This window comes from Psychrobacter sp. Pi2-1 (assembly GCF_904846645.1).
Taxonomy (GTDB): Bacteria; Pseudomonadota; Gammaproteobacteria; order Pseudomonadales; family Moraxellaceae; genus Psychrobacter.
In genome coordinates this window covers 1-18,352 of record NZ_CAJHBO010000021.1, presented here as the reverse complement: position 1 = coordinate 18,352, position 18,352 = coordinate 1, and the positions used below count along the sequence as shown (strand labels likewise).

Annotated in this window: 18 protein-coding genes; 8 read left to right on the top strand and 10 right to left on the bottom strand. The window is 43.6% G+C overall.

Annotated features, from left to right (window positions below):
- Positions 1-28: 28 nt before the first annotated feature.
- Both JMX91_RS11060 and lipA read left to right on the top strand, forming a co-directional pair.
- On the top strand, positions 29-439 hold the full coding sequence (locus tag JMX91_RS11060; RefSeq protein WP_201549151.1) for a carboxymuconolactone decarboxylase family protein: 411 nt from the start codon (positions 29-31) through the stop codon (positions 437-439).
- Between the two features lie 148 nt (positions 440-587).
- Positions 588-1,631 (top strand): lipoyl synthase, encoded by a 1,044-nt coding sequence (gene lipA, locus JMX91_RS11055; RefSeq protein ID WP_057760861.1) that lies wholly within the window; start codon positions 588-590, stop codon positions 1,629-1,631.
- Positions 1,632-1,775: 144 nt separating this feature from the next.
- Here the strand turns inward: lipA and JMX91_RS11050 are convergent, their stop codons facing one another.
- Genes JMX91_RS11050 through JMX91_RS11040 form a run of 3 tightly spaced genes read right to left on the bottom strand, consistent with a single transcriptional unit; the run spans position 1,776 to position 5,350 of the window.
- A complete protein-coding gene (locus JMX91_RS11050; RefSeq protein ID WP_201549173.1) occupies positions 1,776-3,779 on the bottom strand; it encodes a TRAP transporter permease in 2,004 nt (667 codons plus the stop codon).
- Positions 3,780-3,789: 10 nt separating this feature from the next.
- A complete protein-coding gene (locus tag JMX91_RS11045; RefSeq protein ID WP_102092890.1) occupies positions 3,790-4,353 on the bottom strand; it encodes a DUF1850 domain-containing protein in 564 nt (187 codons plus the stop codon).
- The gene (locus tag JMX91_RS11040) at positions 4,331-5,350 is read right to left on the bottom strand and encodes a TAXI family TRAP transporter solute-binding subunit (RefSeq protein ID WP_057760864.1); all 1,020 of its coding nucleotides are present in this window, start codon (positions 5,348-5,350) and stop codon (positions 4,331-4,333) included. The genes JMX91_RS11045 and JMX91_RS11040 overlap by 23 nt, the downstream gene beginning before the upstream one ends.
- Positions 5,351-5,833: 483 nt before the next feature.
- Here JMX91_RS11040 and mtnP point away from each other — a divergent pair, with 483 nt between their 5' ends.
- Complete coding sequence (gene mtnP / locus JMX91_RS11035) at positions 5,834-6,727, top strand: S-methyl-5'-thioadenosine phosphorylase (protein WP_201549150.1); 894 nt, start codon at positions 5,834-5,836, stop codon at positions 6,725-6,727.
- A 158-nt stretch (positions 6,728-6,885) separates the two neighbouring features.
- Here mtnP and JMX91_RS11030 read toward each other — a convergent pair whose 3' ends face one another.
- The 6 genes from JMX91_RS11030 to JMX91_RS11005 all read right to left on the bottom strand — a co-directional run bounded on the left by JMX91_RS11030 (position 6,886) and on the right by JMX91_RS11005 (position 12,918).
- A complete protein-coding gene (locus tag JMX91_RS11030; protein ID WP_201549148.1) occupies positions 6,886-7,929 on the bottom strand; it encodes a methyltransferase domain-containing protein in 1,044 nt (347 codons plus the stop codon).
- Between the two features lie 123 nt (positions 7,930-8,052).
- Positions 8,053-8,700, bottom strand: a complete 648-nt coding sequence (locus tag JMX91_RS11025) for a TIGR04282 family arsenosugar biosynthesis glycosyltransferase (protein ID WP_201549146.1) — start codon at positions 8,698-8,700, stop codon at positions 8,053-8,055.
- Between the two features lie 81 nt (positions 8,701-8,781).
- Positions 8,782-9,489 (bottom strand): TIGR04283 family arsenosugar biosynthesis glycosyltransferase, encoded by a 708-nt coding sequence (locus JMX91_RS11020; protein ID WP_227679388.1) that lies wholly within the window; start codon positions 9,487-9,489, stop codon positions 8,782-8,784.
- Positions 9,490-9,534: 45 nt separating this feature from the next.
- A complete protein-coding gene (locus JMX91_RS11015) occupies positions 9,535-10,356 on the bottom strand; it encodes a DUF547 domain-containing protein (RefSeq protein ID WP_201549142.1) in 822 nt (273 codons plus the stop codon).
- A gap of 135 nt (positions 10,357-10,491) precedes the next feature.
- Positions 10,492-11,484 (bottom strand): arsenosugar biosynthesis radical SAM (seleno)protein ArsS, encoded by a 993-nt coding sequence (gene arsS, locus JMX91_RS11010; RefSeq protein WP_201549140.1) that lies wholly within the window; start codon positions 11,482-11,484, stop codon positions 10,492-10,494.
- 231 nt (positions 11,485-11,715) lie between these two features.
- Complete coding sequence (locus JMX91_RS11005; RefSeq protein ID WP_201549138.1) at positions 11,716-12,918, bottom strand: FAD-dependent oxidoreductase; 1,203 nt, start codon at positions 12,916-12,918, stop codon at positions 11,716-11,718.
- A 377-nt stretch (positions 12,919-13,295) separates the two neighbouring features.
- On the opposite strand from JMX91_RS11005, the gene JMX91_RS11000 reads away from it, so the two are divergent.
- From JMX91_RS11000 to JMX91_RS10980, 5 genes are all read left to right on the top strand, one after another.
- Positions 13,296-14,252 carry an alpha/beta fold hydrolase gene (locus JMX91_RS11000; protein ID WP_057760879.1) on the top strand — a complete coding sequence of 319 codons (957 nt, stop codon included), beginning with the start codon at positions 13,296-13,298 and terminating at the stop codon, positions 14,250-14,252.
- Between the two features lie 224 nt (positions 14,253-14,476).
- Positions 14,477-15,298, top strand: a complete 822-nt coding sequence (gene dapD / locus JMX91_RS10995) for a 2,3,4,5-tetrahydropyridine-2,6-dicarboxylate N-succinyltransferase (protein WP_201549136.1) — start codon at positions 14,477-14,479, stop codon at positions 15,296-15,298.
- 225 nt (positions 15,299-15,523) lie between these two features.
- Complete coding sequence (gene queE / locus JMX91_RS10990; RefSeq protein ID WP_201549135.1) at positions 15,524-16,255, top strand: 7-carboxy-7-deazaguanine synthase QueE; 732 nt, start codon at positions 15,524-15,526, stop codon at positions 16,253-16,255.
- Positions 16,256-16,316: 61 nt separating this feature from the next.
- A complete protein-coding gene (locus JMX91_RS10985) occupies positions 16,317-17,468 on the top strand; it encodes a multidrug resistance efflux transporter family protein (protein ID WP_201549134.1) in 1,152 nt (383 codons plus the stop codon).
- A gap of 100 nt (positions 17,469-17,568) precedes the next feature.
- Positions 17,569-18,204 (top strand): trimeric intracellular cation channel family protein, encoded by a 636-nt coding sequence (locus JMX91_RS10980; protein WP_201549133.1) that lies wholly within the window; start codon positions 17,569-17,571, stop codon positions 18,202-18,204.
- A 33-nt stretch (positions 18,205-18,237) separates the two neighbouring features.
- Here the strand turns inward: JMX91_RS10980 and JMX91_RS10975 are convergent.
- Positions 18,238-18,352: transposase (locus JMX91_RS10975; RefSeq protein WP_201547709.1), on the bottom strand; the 115-nt coding region annotated here is incomplete at its 5' end.

Sequence of the window (18,352 nt, the reverse complement as noted above, 5' to 3'; positions counted from 1 at the left end):
TTTTAGTAAAAACATTAAGGACGACGATATGACTGATAGCAATACGGACAACAACTCCAACTATGACAATGGTCTCAAGGTACGCACTGAGGTCATGGGTAAGCAGCATGTCAAACGCTCGCTTGATGCTGCCACAGGATTTACCCAACCGCTGCAAGACTGGATTATTGAACACGCTTGGGGCAGCACTTGGCAAGATGACTCAGTATTACCTCGTAAGTATCGCTCATTAATCACTATTGCCTTTTTAATTGCCCAAAAAAGCCCAAATGAGTTGAAAGGACATATACGCGGTGCCATTAACAACGGGGCCAGTGTCGCTGAGATTCGCGAAGTGCTGATGCATAGCTTGCCGTACTGCGGTGCACCTGCCACACAAGAAGCATTTCGCGCTGCCATAGATATACTGAATGAGTTGGAAATCGATATAGATATTTAAAACTATGGTCGTCCGAGCAATCATAGTAATCTTAACAATATTGTTTAAAAATTGACGACCAAATTTCTGCTATAATATCTACACTCATAAAACATTCTGATAATTCCATAAACCCTTATAATATAAAGGGTTAAGAGATAACTCTATTATGACAACTGCCGTACAAACACATGTACCTGCTGCTAAGGCCAAACCAAAAAAAGCCATCCAAGGCGAAAAGCTACGTGGCTATGACAAAGTTGCCCGTATCCCAATTAAAGTGATCCCGACTGTCGAGGCAAAGAAAAAGCCTGATTGGATTCGGGTAAAAATGTCCTCGCCTGCTGAAGTTGCTCGTATCAAAGCAACCTTACGTGAGCAAAAGCTTTATACCGTCTGTGAAGAAGCGGCCTGCCCTAACCTGCCACAGTGCTTCGCTGATGGTACAGCCACCTTTATGATCATGGGTGATATTTGTACGCGTCGCTGCCCGTTCTGTGATGTAGGCCATGGTCGTCCTAATGAGCTAGACAAGGATGAGCCGCGTCATACCGCTGAGACGATTCAAGGTCTACAGCTTAAGTATGCTGTAATCACCTCTGTCGATCGCGATGATTTAAAAGACGGCGGTGCTGGACATTTTGTGGAAGTCCTAAACGAGTCAAGAGCACTTAGCCCAAACTGCTTGATTGAAATCCTAGTACCAGATTTCCGTGGTCGTATGGATATCGCTTTGGATTTATTGACAGAGACTGCACCAGATGTGTTTAACCACAACATCGAAACGGTGCCACGTCTATACAAGGCCTTCCGTCCAGGTTCTGACTATCAGCATTCACTAGATTTGCTTAAGATTTATAAAGAGCGTCGTCCTGATATCGCCACCAAGTGCGGCTTTATGGTTGGTCTTGGCGAGACAGAAGAAGAGATCTATGCCCTACTCGATGATCTAAAAGCTCATGATGTAGATATGATCACTATCGGTCAGTATCTACAGCCTAGCAAAAACCACGCGCCTGTCGATCGTTATGTTCATCCAGATGAGTTCCAACGCTATATGGACTACGGTAAAAAGATTGGCTTCTTTAGTATTTGGGCAGGCCCAATGGTACGCTCAAGCTACTTTGCAGATCGTCAGTACTATGGCGAAGATTGCCCAGCACCTATCCGTAGCAAAAAAGCATTAGAAGCTGAAGGTAAACTTGGCTGCTAATTTAGCAATCAAGTGAGGTGAAAGTAGTTGCGAACAACAGCCGCTAGAACATCTCTTAAGAATATTAAAAAGGGTGAATAACAGATTTGTTATTCACCCTTTTTTTAGCTTTGTTAGATTTACGAAGAATTCAAATCCAATACTTTACACGGTTAAAGTTGGCGTTGGCTTTCCAGCTGTTTTTATATTGAATGCAGCAATACCGAGGACAATAACTCCTCCTACGATGCCCGTGATCATTTCAGGGTAAATCAGTAACAAAGCGCCAATAGCTAAGATGACACGAGTCACCGTATTCATCTCGCCTCTGAAGTACCCCTCAAGTGCTGAGCTTAGTGCAATGACACCAGTAATCGAAGTCACTACTACTGTAATGATATCTACAATAGGCGGTAGCGGGAAGTCTTTTGCCGTAACAGCAAGATCAGTGGGGTCAATCATCAGCATCGTAGGATTATAGATAAACATAAACGGTACGATAAATCCAGCGAGTGCCAGCTTGAGCGACAAGAATCCTGTCTTCATCGGATCGCCGCCCGATATACCTGCACCCGCAAAGGCTGCAAGACAAACAGGCGGGGTAATATTGGCAAAAATACCAAAATAAAAAACAAACATATGCGCTGACAAAATTGGAATATCAAAACCAGCTAATGCTGGCGCCGCCATCGTCGCCGTAATGATATAGGCAGGAATAGATGGCAGTCCCATGCCCAAAACCATTGATGCCAACATCGTTAAGATAAGCGTAAAGAATAATGATCCTGCGCCTAGCGTGACGATAGATGATGTCATCACCGTACCAAAGCTGGTCAGACTCACAACCCCAATGATAATACCGACGACCGCACAAGCCGCCATAACCGCTAATGACTGGCGCGCACCATCTTCTAATGCGCCCAAAATATCAGAAAAACTCATGCGCGTTTCGGCACGAAGCATACTGATCACAACGGTAAAGCCAATGGTATAAGCTGCTGCATATCCCACAGGTACGTTTCTGATTAATAAGAAAATCAAGAAGACAATCGGCAATAGCATGTGACCGCGGGCTTTTAATACTTCTTTTACCGCTGGTAAATTTTCTTTAGCAATACCTTTTAGATCGCGACGTCCAGCTCGGAAATGCACCTGTGCAATGACACCTAAGTAGTATAATATCGCTGGCAATAATGCTGCTAAGGCAATCGTGCTATACGGCAAGCCTGTTGTCTCAGCCATAATAAAGGCACTAGCACCCATAATCGGAGGCAAGATCTGTCCACCAACCGAAGCACTGGCCTCAACCGCACCTGCGAAATCTTTGTGATAGCCAACCTTTTTCATCAACGGAATGGTAAAAGCACCCGTACTAACCACATTTGATAAAGCTGAGCCGTTGATACTGCCCATAAAGCCACTAGAGATGACTGCTACTTTTGCAGGGCCGCCCTTCTTATGACCAGCGATGGCCAATGCCAAATCATTAAATAACTGCCCCATTCCCGAACGTGCTAAGAATGCACCAAAGAGAATGAATAAGAAAATGAATGTTACCGATGCCCCAATCGCGACAGAATATAAACCTTCTGTTTTTAAGAACAATTGACCAAAAATATCACCCATATCATAAGGACGAGTCAAAAGCCTATCAGGCATAAAATCTAAATGACTGACAAATGGATAGGCCAAAAATATACCTGCCAAGATTGGTAAAATCCAACCAGTGATACGGCGACTGCCTTCTAGTACGCAGACTACCGTAATCAAGGAAAATATCACATCGACCTGATTGGCCATACCGCCACGCGAGGTCACGATATCTTGATATTCATAGATGAGATAGCCCATACCGGATAGAGACAGGGCAAACCAAATCCAGTCATACCATGCCACTCGCTTGCGGCTGCTTTTTTTGCTGGCTGGAAAAATTAGGAATATCAATGCAAAACCAATACCCACGTGCACAGAGCGCTGTAACAGTGCTGGCATTGGATTAAAAGTGATATATAAATGAAACAGTGAATAGAGTATACAAATGCCAGCGATAAAATACTTCACTGGTCCTTGAGTGATATGACGCGTGATTGACTCTCGGTCATATTTTTCCAATACTGCTCGGTTGACCGCATCCGCCTCAGCATCGTTATCAACTTGAGCATCTGGCATGGTAGTCACACTACCTTGATCCGTCACTTGGGAGTTCATGACAAAAGTCCTTTTTAAATCTATCAATTAAATCATACGTCTTAGGCATGATCACCACTTCAGAATAGTCTGGCACCCACTGGTGAATCAAGAAACGATGACCACCATAATCCATTTCACCTTTGGTCAGTCTAGATACGACCCAATTAAGGCGAGGCAGTTTTTCGTTGATTTGATAACCCAGATAGCCAGGCTTTTGTATAGGAGCGAGCATTTCGGTGGAGGGTGTCCCCGCACCGAACGCTTCAAAATAGGTCGTGGTCAGTAACAGCTCCGCACCTTCTGTACTGCTGCCATCTATGCGTTGATACTGCTCTTCCCACCACTGTTTTTCTACAGAATGTATCCAACGTAGCTGAAAATCAGGCTCAGTGAAATAACAAACCTTATCATCAGCACCGTCTACGCCTGCGACTCGCACTTCAACGACAGACTGAAGCGTAGAGCCTAACCATAGCGTAAAAAAAACCAGCGCTGCAATAAATGCCGCGCCAGTTGATAACCATAATGAATTACTTGGCTGCTTGTTCGTCATAGTACTTTTTAGCTCCAGGATGGATTGGGGCTACCATGCCATCACGAGCGGTTTCTAGACTGATATCATTGGCCGCTTGGTGAGCTGTTTTTAGACCATCTAAATTATCGAATAATGCTTTGGTTAGTTTATAACCATCCGCTTCAGATAGATCAGAGCTAACCAATAGTGCATTCATAATTGCTGCAGTTGGTACGGCTGTTTCGTTGCCATAAGTGCCAGCAGGAATCTCAAAGGTTTTGAAGTAAGGCTTGGTCGCGATGATTTCTTTTAGCTTGTCTTGGTTGATAGTGACAATCTGTAAATCTAAGCCCTGCTCTAACTCCATCAAAGATGAGTTTGGTAGGCCACTACTAAAGAATGCCGCTTCAATCTTACCTGCTTTCATACCATCAGCAGCTTCAGCAAAGCCTAGATAATCAACGGTGACATCATCATACGTGATACCAAACCCTTCTAGTAAAGTACGAGCATTCACTTCTGTACCAGAACCTTGATCGCCTACCGCAATGCGCTTGCCTCGTAAATCTTCAATGTTTTTGATACCAGATTTTTTCGAGGTCACGATTTGCACCACATTAGGGTACAAAACAGCAATCTGCTGAATGTTAGTGATTGGCTGCTCAAAGTTGTTTTTACCTTCGACAGCATCTGTCACTACGTCACTTAGTGCCAAGACCATGTCGACCTTGCCCTGGGTCAATAGATTGACGTTTTCGACTGATGCGCCAGTGGTTTGAGTTTTTGAGTTTACGCCAAAGGTTTTGACATAGACTTCAGACAATGAAGTACCAATGATGTTATAAGGGCCAGACGCGCCACCAGTAGCGATGGTCAAAAACTTAGTATCAAGCTTATCTGCTGCAGTATCTGTTGCCGCGCTATCTGCAGATGCAGTATCACTGCCCTCTGAGCTTGGAGATGAGCATGCAGTTAGACCTAACGCAGCACTCAACATAGCTGACAAAAGTAATGGGGATTTTAAAGAATTAAGCATTGAATTCATCCTTGAAGTGGTCGATTTTGTACGTTTAACAATATCCGTATTTATACATAAATACGTTACAGACGAGTAATAATATAGTAATTCTATCAATAAATAAACCTTAGCTTGCTTTCTCTTTTTCTTTCAATACCTTATATTTAAAGCTATTAGAGAAAATATATGTCATTCATTAATTGAGCTAATATATATATGTGTTTTGCTATGCGAAACAAAGTTTCATTTAATAAATATTAAAACAAAAATTGTCGCTATTGTAAACCTTTATCGATATCTGGCAAATATTGTCATATCGCATTATTTCTTAGGAATTTTAAGATATAGCAAATTAATGAGGACTCTCGATTTATAACTATCTCGATTTATAACTATAAGGGCAAAAGTTCTGCTATATTTTGTCTAAGCTATTTTTTGGTTCAGGATGTTACATGGCACTAGTCTGTGTCTCTCTTTTATTAATCTACTCGGATAGTCCTTATGACAATACCCCACACGGAAGTACTGGCAACGTTATCTGCTGATATTGCTATCATCGGTGGCAGCGGTCTCTACCAAATGTCATCACTGACCAACAAACGCAGTGTGACAATACAGACGCCTTATGGCAGTCCATCTGATGATATTGTCTTAGGTGAGCTTGAGGGAGTGACAGTCGCATTTCTAACACGGCATGGTCAGGGCCACAGACTGACCCCGTCTGAAGTGCCTTATCGAGCCAATATCTATGCGCTAAAAACGCTTGGGGTACGCTATATCGTCTCCGTATCAGCAGTTGGCTCTCTACGAGAATCGCTTAAGCCACTAGATATGGTCGTGCCTGATCAAATGATCGATATGACCAAGCAGAGAGTGAGTACCTTTTTTGGTGAAGGTGCCGTCGCTCATGTATCGATGGCAGACCCACTATGCCCTGCCCTAGCAGACATATTGACGCGCGCTTATGACCAAGCAGATATTGCAGAAGGTAGCAGTCATTCTAAAGCAACTTATGTCTGTATCGAAGGGCCTCAATTCTCAACTCGGGCAGAGTCAGAATGGTATCGTCAGATGCAGGCAGATATCATTGGCATGACCAATATGCCAGAAGCTAAATTGGCTCGTGAAGCCAGTATTGCTTATGCCACGTTAGCTCTGGTGACAGACTTCGACTGTTGGCATCCGACGAAAGAAGCCGTGAGTGCCGACTATGCTATAAAGAACCTCATGAAAAATTCGGACAATGCTCAAAAAGTGATTAAAGAAGCTGTTGCTTTGATTGCCGCTGAACTACCTGACTCAATCGCTCACAATGCTCTTGCACAAGCATTGGTCACACCTATAGATGCGATGGACGAGCATACCAAAATCAGATTGGCCGCCTTGCTAACGTGACTTTAATGCGTCTTTTCCATTTTGAACTAAATACTTTCAATCGGTTTAGTCTTAATCTGCCTTCAATCAAGTCAAAAAAAGGCCATTATCTAAAATAATGGCCTTTCTTATAATTTAGCATGTATATTTGAATTTATGCTAAATACATCACTTTGATATCAGCAACAACCACCTGCACCAGATGCTAACATCATAGGTTGAGTAAATGGCATTAGCTCACCGCAACCCGCAAAAATACCGTAGTGATGACTGTCATCACCGATAAACTCAAAATGCGGCGCAAAGCGTGACTCTTGTAGCATGCGAAACGTATTGCCACATACTGGAAATACCCGACCAGCTTCGATAGCATGATGTTTATCTAAATCAAACCGATGCGGGGACTGCTCGATAGTTCCTTGATATATCACCGCTTGTCCATGATCTTCGCAAGCATCCTCAAGCGAGTCAATTTTAAATAAGCGGTAAGTTGCAGAGAAAAACTGAATATCACCAATTTTGGCTGCCAATGTAGGATCTGTAATCTCAAGTGGGCGATCTTCAACCAAACGTACGTCTAAGAATCCTGCATCTCGTGACAAACGGTTAAAATCCTTCCAATACAATGCACCGCTCAAACATTCGCCATATAAGACTGGGTCATCGATTAAGTGTTGCGGGATACGGCGATCAGCATAGACATCAGAAAAATAAAACTCCCCACCAGGTTTCAGCAAACGCTGCACACTGGCCATGACCGCGGCTTTATCTGGTGATAGATTGATAACGCAGTTTGAGACGATGATATCAAAGCTATTAGCCTCAAGGTCTAGTTCATCTAGTTTCTCGATATAGCCATGCAAAAACGTCACATTATCATAGCCAAACTTCTCGACATGATAGGCTTGATGCTGTTTGGCAACGGCTAGCTGCTCATCGGTCATATCAACACCGACTACGTGCCCACTCTCGCCAACCAATTGTGCCAATGCATAGACATCTCGGCCTGAACCACTACCCAAATCTAAAATTCGGCAGCCTTCAAGCAGTGCTGGACATACCAGGCCGCAGCCGTAATAGCGACTCAATACTTCATCGTGAATGTTTGCGAGTAATGGCTTGAGCCACTCAGGCATATTGCTAATATCACAACAAGCCGAAGTCTTTAAATCATTGGTACTCTGTAACTCTTTTCCATAGTAATTTTGCACGACGTCATGCATAACAATATCCTTATTGAATGTGCCATCCAGTTAAAAGTCTTAGTAAATCATCTTAGAATATGCAACTACGTTAGTGAGTTTATTGACCTAGTTATCAATTATCCTTTATCAGCTATTATCAACCTAAATATTGACGTGAGAATCTAGCCAGCTTGACGGTAAATGCACTAAATCTTTAGGCTCATCAATATCATGCAAAGGGTCAAATAATGCCAGTCTCCAGCCTAATGCCGCCATGCGCTGCTCAGTGACAGCGGCTACACTAGCCGTACTCCAAACAATGTCCGAAAACAGGCTTTCATTAACTTGTCTAAACCCTAGCAGTACATAACCACCATCAGTCGCTGGAATCATGACCGCATCGTGTTGATTTAGCTGCTGTATCGCTGTCTGAATACGTGCTGTCGTAAGACTAGGACAGTCCGTACCAATTAATACAACCTTGTCAAAACGTTGCAATGCTTGCTGACTGGCTATCAACATACGTAAACCCAAATCACCGTCGGCCTGCGCAGACCAACGCAACGAGTCAGGAAAATCAAGCGCTTGCCAACATGGATCTGTTGGTGCTGGACTCACACATAACTCGACGGAAAAGCCCGTATCAACGGTCTGCTCAATACTATGCAATAATAGTTGCCTTGCCATACGTGCAGCGCCATCTACCCCTAGCGCTGGCTGCAAACGGGTCTTCGCCTTATTAGGCGCTGGATATTTTGCAAACAGAATGATGCAGGTATCTTGCTGTCTTGCAGATAAATCAGCTGTCACTATAACGGTCTCTCAATTGGTCAAATGTACAAGGACGAACTCTTTCTTCTTTTGTCTATCATATTTATAAACCAAACAACTTCACTGCTTATAGTAGCGTTGCTTTAAGACGTCAGGCGATACGCCGCGCCAATAATCAAAGCGCAAATGCCACATCAAAAAAATCGTCCGCCACGTGCCATGCTGCTGCCAACGCCGCGCTGAAGTCGTGACTTTACTCTTTAGACAAGCTGGTCGAGCAATTTTCTTTAGCCGTTTACACAGTTCGATATCTTCCATCAGTGGCTGATCAGGATAGCCACCAATCTGCTCAAACACGGACTTTTTGATAAATATTGCTTGATCACCAGTAGCTATACCCATTGAGCGTGAGCGCTGGTTTATTATTAATCCGACGATTTTTAACAATGGCTCACGACTGTCTAAGCGCACATCGAAACGTCCCCAGTCATACTGAGCTACTGCCTGTTGAACGTTGTCTATCGCGTCAGCTGGCAGCTCGGTATCAGCATGTAAAAATAGCAGCGCATCACCTGTTGCTAACATAGCGCCCGCATTCATTTGCTGAGCGCGTCCTACCGTAGATTCGATAATATGCCAGTCGATAGCTGATTGGGTAGCCTCTATACTTTTGAGCACACTGTCGGCGATAGCAACCGAACCATCCACTGAGCCACCATCGACCAATATCACTTGCTGCGGTGCCGGATCGAGACGAACAATATGAGCCATAAGCTCAGGCAAGTTGTCCGCTTCATTTAACAATGGAATAATGATGGAGAGTTTCAATGGATATACCGTCACATTAATCAGCGATTAAGATTAAAAACTGGCTTATTTCTTATTCAAATTCCAGTTGTAATCGGTATAGCTTATTTTTATCTTGCCTTGTTTAAGATCCGCTGTCTGAGCGTTACTCAATCCTAATGATGAGCTATAACGACCCAAAAACCCTGCCAAATCTTTTGTACCGCGCCAATTGGTTGCAAAGTCTTCTTTATACCATTTAAAAATTGGTGACACTCTTAGCGTATCGCCTTTAAGACTGTTTCGGCTACTGTCTGCTAAAAACTTAGACGTTGCCTGCTCTAACTGACTGTCTAAACGCTTGCCGGTAAAGGCATCATCTTGCAATGCAGGGCAACCGATACTGGCACAATTGACCGCAAAGTGAATGCGCGGATCGTTATAGCGTTTAGAACCACGAATGAGGTTGTGCTCGATATCATCAAGTGAGCGCGTTTTACCAAGTAGCGAAACAAACTCTTGCTTCCATGGTGACCCAAACAGTCCGCCAATATCTTTGATAGATTTGACGTTTGGATATTCCGTCAATACCAAATCTACCGTACCAGCGTTGTAAACATTAATTAAAAATGCCAACTGCTCGTTTTTACTCCAACGATTGAACTCTGATTGAGATACCTTGCTCGTCGCTTCCAGATAGCTTGTCAGCTTACTTTGATCTGCTTTCATGCCAGCATAATTGACCACTGAAGCTTTGCCACCGTTGGTCATGGTCACATGCTTATTTAATAAGCTATCCCAGCTCTGATGGTTGAAGTCAGCATGAGCAGCCATGCTTGCTAATAAAATAGTCGTGGCAATCACTGGTTGGGCGAAAAACGTCTTCGCTGAAAAGTTAAATACTGACATAGGACTTACTCCGTTTACACTGATTGTTTTTTCTCTAAATTTTTACGTATGCTAAAAGCACCTATGTTTAAAGTGTTTAGGCTTAAAACATCTATGTTTAAGGTGCTTATATTAAAAGCACTTACATTAGAGCGGCTAAGGCGTGTCTGCCAACGCTAGCTCTACCGTCTCTTCTTCTAACGCGCCGCCACAGCTACTGCCCTGTCCTGCTGTACAGCCATAGCAATGGTCAGCAATGGCAATGGCATCACCAGACGGGTTTTGCGTTAACAAATCACTTAGGTGTCGCCGTGCCTTGTTGGGGACAGGTATCTCTAACTGCTGATTGAAATCACAATCAAACAGCTCACCCAACCAATTGACACTAATGGTCGAACGGCACATGACCTCGGCCAAATTGGCAGCCATATAATTAGCTTTGAGCAAATCCATATACGGGTGGAACTGGTCTTTCGCCAATAGCACCGCACCAAAACGCTGAATCGGCATATTGGTTAGGGCAAACAGATGATTAAACTCGATATCAAAGTGCGCTTTTAACTCACGCTTATAATCTGCTTCAAGCTGCTGTTGATTGGGCGGCAGCGTCGCGCCTTGTGGGTTGTAAACCAAGTTTAATGTTAAATTTGAATCAGGCTTGCCATACCCCAGCTGATTGAGCTTCTGCAACCCCAATATACTGTCATCAAACGCACCTTTGCCGCGCTGTTTGTCTACATTTTCTAAGGAATAACAAGGCAAAGACGCCACCACTTCAACTTGGTTGTCTGCTAAAAACTGCGCCATATCCTCATAACCCTCTTCCATCAGAATGGTCAGGTTACAGCGGTCTATTACTTTGACACCTAATGCCCGAGCGGCCTTGACCAAATACTTAAAATCTTCATGCATTTCAGGCGCACCGCCCGTCAAATCAAGTGTATCGATGTTTTGTGCTTGTAATATCTCTGGTATCAGCTCAACCAACTCACGTGACATCATTTCAGTACGATAGGGGCTAGCAGCCACATGACAGTGCACGCAGGACATATTACATAAGTAGCCCATATTGACTTGTAATATCGTCAATTGACGTCGTTTTATCGCTGGAAAATCAGTATGCTCAAGTAGCTCGATAGTTGATTTCATGGTGGTCTAAAATCCTGTTAGCGGTACAACTAAAAAAGGATAGCAACGTGACATTAAAGATTAGAAAACATAGATAGCGCATTGCTTTTACTGTTTATTTTCAAAACTTACAACGTAAAACTTGATTGCTCACTTTACGGTTTATCTAATCAATCATACCTGATTATCAATAAGCATTGACAACTAATCACATGGATTTTATGGTTTATTCCAAATGAGCATTAACCTTGGTTAGTCCTTATCAGCTTCGATAAAACGCTTATCAATATACTTCTTAAGATGCCATACCCAGCGGCCTTGTAGGTTTACATTACCCCAACTACCAATGGCGTATTTATCACCGCAAGACAGCAGATATAGCGTGCGTGATTTTGGCTGATAGCTTTTCATTACGTTGTCACCCAGATAAGCCAACAAATTATCGGCTTCGACAGCACCGCCATGCACTGAGTGAACCCCCGAATGCGCCACGTATTTATCGATTCGTGTCGCCACATCACCAACCGCAAACACATTAGGATGAGAGACACTTTGCTGCTTATCGTTTACCGCGACAAACCCATTACCTTCTATCTCCAAATCCGTAGAAGCCGTCCATGCCGAGCCTATGACGCCAGTCGCAGCGATGACAGCATTCATTGGCAATAATTTATGGGTGGTCGATAATTTACCATCGCGATAATCCGTTGCTCGTTCTCGAATTACCGTAATACCATGACGATCTAGCTGCTTAACAACTCGGTGACGAAAGCCCGAATTAAACCCTGACAAGAGATTCTCGCCGCATACTAATGTCACCTGATGGTTACGGTTGATGTTCCGTAGCGCGACTTGGGCTGCCATGACCAACTCTATGGCCGCAGCTCCTGCCCCAATAATAGCCAATTGATACCTTTCAGACTGTTGAGTATCTTTTAGAATCTGCTGCCATTGAGTGATAAATGTTGATAACGGTCGTATAGCAATCACGTCAGTATTAGCATAGGTATTAACAGCGCCAACATCACTATCATCACTATCGCTTTTATGCTCGTTGTAGCCACTGTGGTCACGTAGCCAACGCATGTCTGTATCTGCGCCCGTATTTAAAGACAAAACATCGTAATCAAAATTCGTTTGTTCATCGCCAGTCGTAACCACCTTATTTGACGCTGCGTTTACTTGTACAAGCGACTGCTGAATAAAGCGCACACCTGCTCGCACACAGAGCGATTTGATATCGATACTGATATCATGCAGCTGATAATTCCCTGCCATCCAACCCGGTAACATGCCAGAATAGATGGTTTGCGGCTGCTCACTAATTAAGTGAATGTCTGCCTCTATCGTATCGGCATCCTTTAAACGCGCGGCGCTAAGTCGGCGTAATATACCAATGTGAGCGTGACCTGCGCCTGCCAATAGTAGTGTCTTTTTCGATGAAAATTTCGTCATAGATGATTTTATCAAGGCGGTTGGTTGCTGTTAGTGTTTGATTGAATGTTGATTGATATAAATGACTTTAAAAACTCATTTAAAAGTATCATATAAATAAGACCAGTCTATTGCGGGCAAACAGTAAGAGCGTAAATGACTTATGTGATTCATGTGACTTATACAGATTCAATCATAGTCACTGCGTTAACCGTTATTAGTAGAACGATATTTTGTATAACTGAATTAAAATCATAAAATAAGATGAAATTATTTATCATCGCCCAGTACAATAGGACATTATAAGAGCCGCATGATAAATTGCGTTGCTTGACACATTATTTGAGAAACATCGTCAAAACCGTTAATGAAAATTATAAGTAATCAAGGAACCTTACATGAGTACCAACATCGATACCAGTAACGATCACATTTTGTCTTCTGACAATATTCACTACTTGCACCATGACTTTTTTGAACCAAGTAGCAAAGACGTCGAGATTAGCGCGACTTTACTGATTGTGCATGGCATGGCAGAGCACAGCGGGCGCTATAGCGATTTTGCACAGTTTTTAGCAGACAATGGTATCGCTGTGGCGACTTATGACCATTTGGGTCATGGACAGACTATCAAGACTGAGGCCGATCTTGGGTTTTTTGGTGAAGAGCATCCGGTACAGTCGCTTTTGAAAGACGTGATTGTGATGGCCGATAGCCTAAAAGACCGTCATCCAGACGTCCCGCATTTTGTGATGGGTCACTCGATGGGCTCATTTATCGTGCGCAATGTACTTAAACATCATGCGCATAATTTCACAGGCGCCATTCTAATGGGTTCCGCAGACGCCAACCCACTAGCTAAGGTGTTATTACCTATTAACAAGCTACTCGCCAGAGTCGCCCCAAGACAACCGAATACAGTTTTTGCCAAGGTGATGAACAAAGTCCTTAACAGCCAACTACCTGATCGCAATTCGTCCTCACAGTTTGCGTGGCTCAGTGAAAATACCGCAAACATTGAAGCCTATGAAGCCGATCCTAAGACTGGTTTTGACTTTACCAATAATGGCTTTATGACATTGTTTACGCTTATGGATACTGGGCTGAATAAAAATTGGGCTACTACTATTGCCAAAAACTTCCCAATGCTATTTATCAGCGGTGAAGATGATCCGATTGGCGAAATGGGTCGCGGTATACGTAGGGTTGTCACGCGTTTGGACAAGCGTCATTTCAGTCATGTCGATATTCAGCTGTATCCTAATATGCGCCATGAAGTGCTGCATGAAAAGGATAAACAGACCGTTTATCAAGATATTTTAGAGTGGATAGAGACCAACACGACAGACGATTAAATCATGATAAATGAGTTGTTTTGAGAGGATACCTGAAAACAACTCATTCAATATTTTCATAATAAGACCCTCAACGCGTTTGCTAAAAGCGGTCAAATTAGCGACAATACGGCAAGCAAGTTTTTGGACCAAGCCATACCTTGAATTTTCTTTAGGCTGGGTCATATAAGTCTTTAACCATAACATTAAGATCACCCTCCCTTTCATTCATTTTAGGAACCTTTATGTCATTACAACAAACCATCGAACAAGCATTTGAAAATCGCAACGAATACAGCCCAGCCAATATGTCACAAGACGTGCGTGATGCTATCAATCAAGTACTTGAGCAACTAGATAACGGTAGCCTGCGCGTAGCAGAAAAGAAAGATGCCGAATGGGTTGTCAATCAGTGGGCCAAAAAAGCCGTACTATTGTCTTTCCGTCTAAACGACAACTACGTCCAAGCCGCTGGCGAACACGTACAGTTCTATGACAAAGTACCAACTAAATTTGCTAACTGGACCGAAGCACAGTTTAAAGAAGCAGGCGTCCGTGTGGTACCACCAGCCGTTGCTCGCAAAGGTTCATATATCGCAGCGGGTGCGGTATTGATGCCATCATACGTCAACATCGGTGCGTATGTCGATCAAGGCGCGATGGTTGATACGTGGGCGACCGTTGGCTCATGTGCGCAAATCGGCAAAAACGTGCATCTATCAGGCGGTGTTGGTATTGGCGGTGTTTTAGAGCCATTACAAGCCAACCCAACCATCATCGAAGACAACTGCTTTATCGGTGCGCGCTCTGAAATCGTTGAAGGCGTTATCGTTGAAGAAGGCGCTGTCATCTCTATGGGTGTCTACATCGGTCAATCGACGCGTATCTATGATCGTGAGACTGGCGAGATTCATCGTGGCCGTGTACCAGCAGGTTCTGTTGTCGTACCAGGTAGCTTACCGTCAGAAGATGGCACGCACAGCTTGTACGCTGCTATCATCGTGAAAAAAGTTGACGCGCAAACTCGTGCAAAAACATCAGTAAATGAGCTATTACGCCTAGCCTAAATATTTGGCACGTATCATTATTTATTGAATAATATTGTTTTATATGAAGATGCTGGAGGGTGACTCCAGCATCTTTTTTGCAGCTTAATATAACGCGTTACGTTATAATCCTCTTTTAGTTTGTCTTTATACAAACACAAAATCATTCGTACCATCCCCTGCCTTTTTATTACGATTGATAAGCGCTTCATCGCCTTATCGACCTTTAACTGTATTTGAAATATTATGAGTGAATCATCATTACGCACCGCCGCTATCCCTGTCACTGACCCTGAAGCAGGGTTGCGTCTGACTGAGATTTTTTATTCCTTACAAGGTGAGGCAATCACCTCAGGCTTGCCGACGATATTTGTACGTCTAACGGGCTGTCCGCTGCGCTGCGTCTATTGTGATACCGAATATGCTTTTACTGGTGGCGAACGTCAATCATTAGAAACCATCATAGAAACCATCAAGGGTTATCCGTGCAAGCGCATCTGTCTGACTGGCGGTGAGCCGTTAGCACAGCCAAATGCCATTGAATTGATGAAACGTTTGCTGAGCGATGGGTATGAGATATCCCTTGAGACTGCAGGCGCGCTCACGTTAGAAAACGTGCCAGCAGCAGTCAGTAAGGTAATGGATCTCAAAACGCCAAGCTCAGGTGAAGTCGATAAGAATCTGTGGTCAAATCTCGACTATCTCACTCAGCATGATCAAATCAAGTTTGTCATTATGAATCGTACAGATTACGACTGGGCAAAAGCTAAATTGACCGAGTATAAGCTAAACGAACTGGTCGGTACGGTATGGTTTTCTCCAATGTTTAACGTCGCAGATGATGTCGATGGACAGCTCAGCCTTGAAGTACCTGTATTGGCGCGCGAGCTAGCAGAATGGATGTTGGCTGATGCCTTGCCAGTTCGCTTTCAGCTGCAATTGCACAAAATCATTTGGGCAGACGCCAAAGGTAAGTAACTATCAGCAAGTAACAAATAGAAAGTGTGAACACGTTAAGTGCCATGGATAAGGTAGCGGTATGATCAAACTCATTTTATTGGGCTTGCTAGCAGGTGCGTTTTTTAGCTCGACATTTATCTTAAATGAGCTTATGAGTAGCGCAGGTGGACATTGGTTTTGGTCAGCGAGTCTACGCTATGTCTTTATGCTATTGATTATCACCGCCGTTATTACGATGCAACATGGCTTTGGTCGTATTAAAGCGCTAATGAATATTTTTCTACAGCATTGGGGCTTTTGGTGCATTACTGGCAGTATTGGGTTTGGACTGTTTTACACCGGTATTTGCTATGCCGCAGATCATGTTGCAGGATGGGTAGTAGCAGCTACCTTTATGTTTACCGTCGTCACCAGTTTGCTTGTGCTACTGGCATTTGGTCAACACTTTGATAAAAAATTCATCGTATATGCTGTCATTGTCTTTATCGGTGTGGCGCTCGTCAATATCAGCGAAGGTCTACATGCTGCCTCTATAACCGACACCGTCCCCATGTCTGACATGCTGCTCTACGGTGCGCTACCTGCTCTTATCGCTGCTTTTAGCTACCCAATTGGTAACCAGCTGGTTTGGCAGGCTTCTCATAATGCCCGCCGGCGCAATACTGAATTACAGAAGGCAGCAGAGTTGAACGCTCAAAAAGCTAGTATTGATATTGATATCAGTGAGCAGAGTGAACCGCTCATATCCGAAGCTTATGATTTACCAACTACGACATATGATGCTACCGACCTCGATAGCGTACTTCAAAGCGACAACACTGCAGCAACCTCCTCCCTACAAAATCTAATTGCTCGTATTCCTTCTATCGAAACCACGCTACTGCAAAATGCCTTTAACAAAGTGTGGCTAATGACTCTTGGGTGTTTGCCATTTTGGCTGTTTTTGGGCATTATAGTGCGCCCTGACCAGCCCCACCCCTCACAAACAATCAATACGTTGCTCGTTGCTCTATCAGCAGGCGTGGCAGCGACCACTATATTTTTGTATGCGCGCGAGCAAGCTGTTACTTCAAGCGAGGTTGCAGGCGTTGACTCAACCCAAGCCAGTGAAGTTATCTTTGCTTTGATTGGGGGTATATTACTGTTAGATAACGCCATACCTTCGGCGATGGGACTGGTCGGTATAGGGCTAATTATTGTAGGGCTGATATTATTTGCAAAAGACGGCTAAATGGCACTGTAACACTACGCCTCTTTCGTCAAACTTATGCATTGAATAGCCACCTAAAAAACACTTATCACTTTGATGATCTCGATTTGGCACTATAACCATGGGTAATGCTTTGATTTTTCCTGATATTCTATTATATTTATTGGACATGGTTGGCATTATTGCCTGCGCGATTGCAGGGACTTTGCTTGCGCAGCATAAAGGCTTTGATATTGCTGGGTGTATTCTGGTAGCAATGGTCAATGCCATCGGCGGTGGGACATTACGTGATATGGCTCTCGACCGTCATCCTCTATTTTGGATGACTGATCTTAATTACGTAATCGTTATCACGGTGACCTCTCTTATTTTACAAATATTCTTTCACCTTTATCATAAGATTGATAATGCGTTAAAGCTCTTTGATGCCATTGGGCTGGCTGCCTTCAGTGTCATTGGTTTTAAGGTGGCCTTAACCCTAGACATGTCTCCCCTGATCGCTATTATGATGGGTGTCTGGACTGCCATTATCGGTGGTTTGCTACGTGATATCATCTGTAATGAGATTCCGCTGGTGCTACAGCGTGAGATTTATATTACTGCCAGTATTGCAGGGTCTGTGACTTATTTATGCTTACAGTATTTTGGGGTGGGCGCCAGTCTCAACGAATTTATTATGCTGTTTGTCATCTTTGCAGTACGTATGCTCGCGCTCAGATTCGACTGGCATCTGCCTTCTATTCGGCTCGTGGACTGATTGATTGAGCAAGATTCTACTTAGGGCGTGTCATCAATTAAGCCAAATGACACAAGAAACCAGATAAATAGCACTCAAGAAATGACGGGCTAACTTATCATAGCGAGTAGCAATCGCACGATACTGCTTAATCTTGGCAAAGAAGTTC

Excerpts from the sequence above, each read along its gene's own strand:
- JMX91_RS11060 (WP_201549151.1), top strand. The coding sequence starts at position 29 with ATGACTGATAGCAATACGGACAACAACTCCAACTATGACAATGGTCTC.
- lipA (WP_057760861.1), top strand. The coding sequence starts at position 588 with ATGACAACTGCCGTACAAACACATGTACCTGCTGCTAAGGCCAAACCA.
- JMX91_RS11050 (WP_201549173.1), bottom strand. The coding sequence starts at position 3,779 with ATGCCAGATGCTCAAGTTGATAACGATGCTGAGGCGGATGCGGTCAAC.
- JMX91_RS11045 (WP_102092890.1), bottom strand. The coding sequence starts at position 4,353 with ATGACGAACAAGCAGCCAAGTAATTCATTATGGTTATCAACTGGCGCG.
- JMX91_RS11040 (WP_057760864.1), bottom strand. The coding sequence starts at position 5,350 with ATGCTTAATTCTTTAAAATCCCCATTACTTTTGTCAGCTATGTTGAGT.
- mtnP (WP_201549150.1), top strand. The coding sequence starts at position 5,834 with ATGACAATACCCCACACGGAAGTACTGGCAACGTTATCTGCTGATATT.
- JMX91_RS11030 (WP_201549148.1), bottom strand. The coding sequence starts at position 7,929 with ATGCATGACGTCGTGCAAAATTACTATGGAAAAGAGTTACAGAGTACC.
- JMX91_RS11015 (WP_201549142.1), bottom strand. The coding sequence starts at position 10,356 with ATGTCAGTATTTAACTTTTCAGCGAAGACGTTTTTCGCCCAACCAGTG.
- arsS (WP_201549140.1), bottom strand. The coding sequence starts at position 11,484 with ATGAAATCAACTATCGAGCTACTTGAGCATACTGATTTTCCAGCGATA.
- JMX91_RS11005 (WP_201549138.1), bottom strand. The coding sequence starts at position 12,918 with ATGACGAAATTTTCATCGAAAAAGACACTACTATTGGCAGGCGCAGGT.
- JMX91_RS11000 (WP_057760879.1), top strand. The coding sequence starts at position 13,296 with ATGAGTACCAACATCGATACCAGTAACGATCACATTTTGTCTTCTGAC.
- dapD (WP_201549136.1), top strand. The coding sequence starts at position 14,477 with ATGTCATTACAACAAACCATCGAACAAGCATTTGAAAATCGCAACGAA.
- queE (WP_201549135.1), top strand. The coding sequence starts at position 15,524 with ATGAGTGAATCATCATTACGCACCGCCGCTATCCCTGTCACTGACCCT.
- JMX91_RS10985 (WP_201549134.1), top strand. The coding sequence starts at position 16,317 with ATGATCAAACTCATTTTATTGGGCTTGCTAGCAGGTGCGTTTTTTAGC.
- JMX91_RS10980 (WP_201549133.1), top strand. The coding sequence starts at position 17,569 with ATGGGTAATGCTTTGATTTTTCCTGATATTCTATTATATTTATTGGAC.